Source organism: Bradyrhizobium sp. UBA2491 (assembly GCF_002341725.1).
GTDB lineage: Bacteria > Pseudomonadota > Alphaproteobacteria > Rhizobiales > Xanthobacteraceae > Bradyrhizobium.
The window spans coordinates 22,140-28,417 of record NZ_DDOP01000088.1; the positions used below are offsets into that span (position 1 = coordinate 22,140).

The window sequence follows — 6,278 nt, forward strand, 5'->3', positions numbered from 1 at the left end:
GCGACCTCCGCCCTAGAAACGCCGGCTTATGACCCGGAACGGACCTCATCAATCCGTTTAGCCCGCTCCGGCGCGAGAGCCAGTACAGCGGCTATTTCGCAAGTTTGATCTTGAGACGTGACGCTACGGGGTCCGGAACAAGTTGGGAGATATCGCCGCCCATGCCTGCGATCTGCCGAACCAAGGTTGCTTTGACTGACCGGATCATCGATGACGTAGGCAGAAACACGGTCTTTAGATCAGGCATCATAGTTTCATTCATATCCGCCATCTGTATCTCGTCGTCGAGGTCGGAGCCGTTTCGTAAGCCACGGATCAGGATCGAGGCGTGAACGCGTCGCGCCGCAGTCACCATCAGGTCGTCGTAGGTTATACACTCCATCTCACAACCGATTTGGGCTGCCACCGGCGTGATCACCGCCTGCACCATCTCCATCCGCTCCTCGATTGGAAATAGCGGCGTCTTGCCGGGATGGATACCAATCGCGACAACCAACCGATCGACTAAAGCCGCGGCGCGGCGGACCACGTCGAGGTGGCCATTGGTCATCGGGTCGAACGTCCCAGGATAAAGCCCAATCCGCATCCCGCTCTCCCTATTTCCTCACAGGTCGCAAGTTAGCACGTTGCGCTCAACCTATAACACGCGCGCAATTGCTGCCCACCTCGTGTCGGACGCATGGCCCATTGCCGACCTTCCGGAGCCATCACCGGTATGTCCGGAGTCGGGAATAAAGCGAAGACGATGCGCCGAGAGCGGGATGTCGCTCTTTGCCCCGAAACGGACAAGGGAAGCTTCTACGGAGTTGGAAGTCGCAACGGCCTCAACTTGTAGGCATCTGCGTTAGTTGGCCTGACGGTGCCATGACTTAGTGAGGCGGACGGCTCCTTTGGCCCCTGCAACTCCACTACCCCTCCAATGCTCCAATCATCTCCACCCGCGTCGCATGCCGGCCGCCCTCGAACTGAGCGGTCAGGAACGTATCGACAATATCGAGCGCCAGCCCTTCGCCCACCACGCGCGCGCCAATCGACAGCATGTTGGCATCGTTGTGCTGGCGAATCATCCGGGCTGAGAATGTGTCGACGCAGACGCCACAACGGATGCCCTTAACCTTGTTCGCTGCCATCATGATGCCCTGGCCAGTGCCGCATAGGATAATTCCAAAGCGACAATCGCCTGAGGCAACGAGCCGCGCCGCTGATACGCCGTGCTTGGGATAGTGTGTGCTTTCCGGCGTCGTCGGTCCGATGTCGACAGCCACCCACCCACGCGCCGCCAAATGAGCGGCAATGGCCTGTCTGAGCTGAATGGCGCTTGGTCGCTGGAGAGTACGATCCGGTTGCTGGCGGTCATGGAGAGAAGTCTTTCCCTCTTCCCGAGAAAATTTAGGTTGGCCGAATTGAAGTTGGGCGCTCTTTGTTTCGTCAACTTTTCCGGTTCTCAAATGACCAACCCATAATGGGATATCATTTGACCGATTGAAGCCGTACCGGCCATCTGCTTTATTATAGGCCAAAATTGAATTGAGCAGCAAAGGACGAAGTCAGTTGTGAAGTTGATTGTTTTCGACTTCGATGGGACACTTGTCGACAGTCGAGCTTTGATATTGGAATGCCATCGCTTGGTCTTTACTGAATTCGGCTTAGCGCTCCCATCGCCCCAAGACAGCCTGGCGTTGATCGGAAAGTCGCTTGAGCTTGTCCTTACGCAACTCGCTGGACCGCAAGCACCAATCCGAGACATGGTGCAGGCTTACAGTCGCGTCCTTCCTCAGCTCAGGGCCGAGCCGGCTTTTGCCGAAAGGCCGTTCGATGGCATCGCTCGTCTGCTCCTCGATCTAAACAGCATGCCTCCCGTCAAGCTTGGGATCGCAACCGGCCACACTTCGTCCGCTGTCGTTCCGGCCTTGGAAGCGCTGGGATGGCGACAGTTCTTCAAGACCATCCAAGCCGCAGACATGGCGCCCTCCAAGCCTCACCCTGGGATGCTGCTTCAGGCGCTTGAGGCCACCGGCGCAAAAGCTGAGGAGGCCATCTTTATCGGCGATACTTCCTTCGATATGGAGATGGCACGGGCAGCGAAGCTTGAAGGCATTGGGGTCGCTTGGGGATACCACGCAGCCGAGCGCCTATTTGCGGCTGGCGCACACCGCGTTGCTCGCTCTGTCGAGGAACTCAGAAGCTTTCTCCGTCTCACGCTGGACGACTTAATTTAGATGCGGAATGGCAAGGGCCGACGATTTCCGCTTGTGGCCCTTAGCGGACATTCACTTAGCCATCTTCAATGTCAGCTTTTGACGGCAATCCGGATCTCGCAATCTCCGCACGCGGGTACCCGATTCAGATTTACACGCCCTGATCCCATCATGTTCCAAAGCATGATCTGGAAAACTGAAGCTGTTTTCCCTCGCAACAAACGCGGAACGCGTTTGCGCGGAGATCATCGCTCTTCCAGGTTCAAGCTGCCGCGAGCGGCCTGACCCGAAGCGCGCCGCGCAGGCCGGCGCCGGTGCCGAGCATGATGCCGGCGATGGCGATGAAGGATGACAGCGACAGCGTCGACAGTCCGGTCAGCCCCTGCCCGACCGAGCAGCCGAATGCCATCACGCCGCCCACGCCCATCAGCGCGGCGCCGCTCGCCGAGCGCAGCATGTGCTGCGGCGAACGGTAACCCTCGAGCTGAAAACGTCCGGTGGCAAGCGCCGTGATCAGGCTGCCGGCGAACACGCCGAATACGGTGACGATGCCGAAATTCAGCGTCGATCCGGTCGAGAGCATGACGTATTGCAGCGCGTCGGCGATCGGCGCGATGAAGGTCAACGACGTCACCGGCACGGGATTGAAATCGTCGGCCCCGAGATGGCCGGTCGCATACCAGCCTCCGGCCACCAACAGGCCAACGATCAGGCCGGCCGCGATCTGTCCCGGCGATCTCCGGAACGATGGGTGCGCTAGAGCGAAAGCGATCAGCACCGCGGCAAGCACGGAGGCTGCGACCATCCGTGCCGGCACCGCACCGAGGCCCGCGCTCGCCAAGAGGGCCGGCACCGAATTGACGGCGACGGTGGCCTGCGAAATCTGCACCATCGCGATCCGCGCTGGCGCAATCAGGCCCTTCAGCGTCATCTCGGCGACGATGCCGAGCACGATCACGACCACGAAGGAGCGCAAATTGCCGCGCCCGAGCAGCACCAGCGCCCGCGAGCCGCAGCCGTTCGACAGCACCATGCCGTAGCCGAACAGCAGCCCGCCGAGGAACATCACCGGCGCCGAGAATGACGGTTGCAGATAGATCGACTTGCCGAGATCGACGAGCCCGGCCGCGGCCAGTAGCTGCGAGGCCGCGATCGCAACCCCCATTGCCAGCGCATAGGTGCGCGCCAGCCGGCCGTCGCCCTCCGCCCACCAGCCGCGCAGGCCGCTCATCATGCAAAAGCCGCTGAGCAAGCCGACCGAGCCATAGATGAGGCCGATGATCAGGGCAGCGAGGATCACGATCGTGGCGGGGTCCATGGAAGTCCCTCAGGATTCGTCATTGCGAGCCAACGGGTCGGCGCGGAGCGCCGCCCGATGACAGGCTCCGCGAAGCAATCCATATCACCGCAACAAGAGAGAGTGGATTGCTTCGTCGCTTCGCTCCTCGCAATGACGGTGAATTACGGCCGCAGGATCACGCGGTCGCGCGACGAGCCTGCCACGGCAACGAACGCTGCCCTGGCCTGCTCCAGCGGATAGATCGCCCCCGGCTTGATCGGGAACGGCTTCAGATGTCCGCTGGCGAAGCCCGGCGCGAGCTCGCGCAGCACCTCACCGGTCGCAACCGACGACAACGCCAGCGTGTCGATGCCGACATAGGTGTGCTGGCCGCGGTAGAATTCGAGGATGTTGAACTGGACGATGCGGTCGACCGCGGCGATCAGGATCTGGCGGCCGCGCAGCGCCAGCGATTTGTGCGCGGCCTGGAAATAGGGATCGCCAACCGTGTTGTAGACGATGTCGGCGCCCTTGCCGCCGGTCAGCTCGCGCACCCGCGCCGCGACATCCATGCCCGAGGCATCGATCACCTCGACCGGCGAATTGCTGTGGCCCTCATAGGGCTCGCGCTTGCGCACCACGCCGATCACGCGCGCGCCGTGCCAGCTCGCGATCTGCACCGCGGCCTGGCCGACCTTGCCGTTGACGCCCATCACCAGCACGGTCTCGCCCGGCTTCGGCAGGCCGGCGCGGCGCAAGCCTTCCATCGCGGTGACGAAGGGCACGCCGATCCCTGCCGCCTCGTCCCAGGAAATGCCGGCGGGCTTTTCCACCACCGCGTCGGCCTCGACCACCAGATGGGTGGCATGGGTGCCGTCGCGGCGGATGCCGAGATCGCCGGACGAGCCGAACACTTCGCGCCCGATCAAGCCGGAGGGGCCGTCGATCACGACGCCGGCATAGTCGCGGCCGGAGGTGCGCGGGAACACGGCATAGGGCATCAGCCCGGTCGCGGCTTTCACGTCGGATGGATTGACCGCCGCGGCCTTCACCTCGATCAGGACGTCGTTGTCGCCGCGCGACAGCGCATGCGTCTCGACAACCGGTCCCACCGCGGCAGCACTCTCCGCCTTCGCCAGCAGGCGGACGCAGCGGGCGTCGACAGGACGATTTGCTTGCGGGGCCGGCGGCATGAGCATTCCAGTCTTGGTCATATTGGCGGCCTGACGGCCTCAGACATGACTAATCGACTGACCGATCAATTCAAGGGGCTTGTTGATGGCGACGACATCAGAGCTTCGGTGGCGGGGCCACGCCCAGGATCGCCTCGATCGACAGGCCGAACCCAAGCAGCTTTGCATCGCTGCCGACCGGACCATCGAGCTCGAGCCCCACCGGCAGGCCGCCAGGCGTCATGCCGGCATACAGCGACAGGCCGGGAAGGCCCGCATTGCTGCCGGGATCGGTGTTGCGGATCATGGTGCTGAAGGTCTGCACCGGCGCGCCGCCATTGACCGACATCTCGCCGGACCCGGTCTTCTCGTCGATCACAGGCGCCGGCGCGATCGTGGTCGGAAACAGGATGGCATCCAGTCGATTGTCCCTGAGATACGCGGCGTAGATCGCCTGAAGCGCCGGCCGCTGGACCTTGATCGCATCGTCATAAGCAGCGCCGAAAGCATCCGCCGTGATGGCACCGAAAGCACCCACCACGTCGGGACTGACGACACCGGCTGCGATGTCGGACAGCGTGATCCCCTCGATCCCGGACGCGGCGAGCCAGGCCGGGATATCGGCGATCGGTTCGTGCAGCGCGACCACGAAAGACACCTTTTCGTTCTGCTCGAACAGGCCGGGCATATCGACATCGACCAGTACGGCGCCCGCTGCCGTGAGCCGGGCGCAGGCTGCGCGGGCGACGGCTTCGACATCGCGATCAAGCCCGCTCCAGAAGCAGGCGGGAGTGCCGAGGCGCACACCGCGCAACGGAATGGCCGTGGCCAGGGGCGTGCCCGTGATGACAGAATCGAGCAGCGCGACGTCGGCGACCGTGCGGCCCATCGGGCCTACGGTGTCGCGGGTATGGCTGATCGGAACCACCTGGTTGTCGTCGTGATAGCGTCGCTCGGCGCCGCCATTGCCGACCGACGGCCGGAGCCCGACGGTCCCGGTCAGCGCCGCGGGCACGCGGGTCGAGCCGCCGGTGTCCGATCCGAGGCCGCAGGTCGTGATCCGCGCGGCGATCGCCGCCGACGTCCCGCCTGACGAGCCGCCCGGGATCCTGTTCGTGTCGTACGGATTCCGCACCGGTCCTGCGAACGGCGCGAGATTGGTGCTGGTGATGCCGAAGGCGAGCTCGTGCAGATTGGCCTTGCCGATCACGACGGCACCGGCGTCGAGCAGCTTTTGCAGCGACGGCGCATTGCGCGCGGGCCGCGCGTGTCGCAGCGCCGGCGTGCCGCCCGATGTCGGCAGGTCCGACGTGTTGATGTTGTCCTTCACGACGATGGGAAGCCCGGCCAGCGGGCCGGTGCGCTGTCCGGCATCGACCTCGCGCGCCGCGGCCAGCGCGCCGGCGCGATTCAGCAGGATGAAGGCGTTGAGGTGCTTGAGCCGCTCCGCGCGATCGAGCGCCGCCTCGACGACGCTGACCGCGGTCACCTTGCCGCTGCTTATAGCGGCAACGATCTCCGCGGCGGTTGCTTCATTGCTATCGGCCATGCCCTGCGCCCTCTTGGATTGCGGCAGGGCAATCGCATATGGCGCTGCCATTTCCACACTCGTCATGGCCGGGCTTGTCC

General features: G+C 63.6%; 5 protein-coding genes and 1 pseudogene. 1 reads left to right on the forward strand and 5 read right to left on the reverse strand.

Features of this window, described 5'->3' with window-relative positions; genetic code table 11:
* Positions 1 to 91: 91 nt before the first annotated feature.
* Positions 92 to 586: a pantetheine-phosphate adenylyltransferase gene (gene coaD, locus B2W55_RS29555; RefSeq protein WP_024579349.1), complete on the reverse strand. Its 495-nt coding sequence runs from the start codon at positions 584 to 586 to the stop codon at positions 92 to 94.
* Positions 587 to 908: 322 nt separating this feature from the next.
* Positions 909 to 1,357 (reverse strand): annotated as a pseudogene (gene rpiB / locus B2W55_RS29560) (ribose 5-phosphate isomerase B).
* Positions 1,358 to 1,553: 196 nt separating this feature from the next.
* Here rpiB and B2W55_RS29565 point away from each other — a divergent pair.
* Positions 1,554 to 2,219: an HAD family hydrolase gene (locus B2W55_RS29565; RefSeq protein ID WP_024579348.1), complete on the forward strand. Its 666-nt coding sequence runs from the start codon at positions 1,554 to 1,556 to the stop codon at positions 2,217 to 2,219.
* Positions 2,220 to 2,460: 241 nt separating this feature from the next.
* Here the strand turns inward: B2W55_RS29565 and B2W55_RS29570 are convergent, their stop codons facing one another.
* The 3 genes from B2W55_RS29570 to iaaH form a co-directional block, all read right to left on the reverse strand.
* A complete protein-coding gene (locus tag B2W55_RS29570) occupies positions 2,461 to 3,516 on the reverse strand; it encodes a YeeE/YedE family protein (protein WP_024579347.1) in 1,056 nt (351 codons plus the stop codon).
* A 143-nt stretch (positions 3,517 to 3,659) separates the two neighbouring features.
* Complete coding sequence (locus B2W55_RS29575) at positions 3,660 to 4,691, reverse strand: quinone oxidoreductase family protein (protein ID WP_244442132.1); 1,032 nt, start codon at positions 4,689 to 4,691, stop codon at positions 3,660 to 3,662.
* A 76-nt stretch (positions 4,692 to 4,767) separates the two neighbouring features.
* Positions 4,768 to 6,249, reverse strand: a complete 1,482-nt coding sequence (iaaH, locus tag B2W55_RS29580) for an indoleacetamide hydrolase (RefSeq protein ID WP_024579345.1) — start codon at positions 6,247 to 6,249, stop codon at positions 4,768 to 4,770.
* Positions 6,250 to 6,278 lie beyond the last annotated feature (29 nt).

Coding starts and splice junctions, on each gene's coding strand:
- coaD (WP_024579349.1), bottom strand. CDS start 586: ATGCGGATTGGGCTTTATCCTGGGACGTTCGACCCGATGACCAATGGC.
- iaaH (WP_024579345.1), bottom strand. CDS start 6,249: ATGGCAGCGCCATATGCGATTGCCCTGCCGCAATCCAAGAGGGCGCAG.
- B2W55_RS29570 (WP_024579347.1), bottom strand. CDS start 3,516: ATGGACCCCGCCACGATCGTGATCCTCGCTGCCCTGATCATCGGCCTC.
- B2W55_RS29575 (WP_244442132.1), bottom strand. CDS start 4,691: ATGACCAAGACTGGAATGCTCATGCCGCCGGCCCCGCAAGCAAATCGT.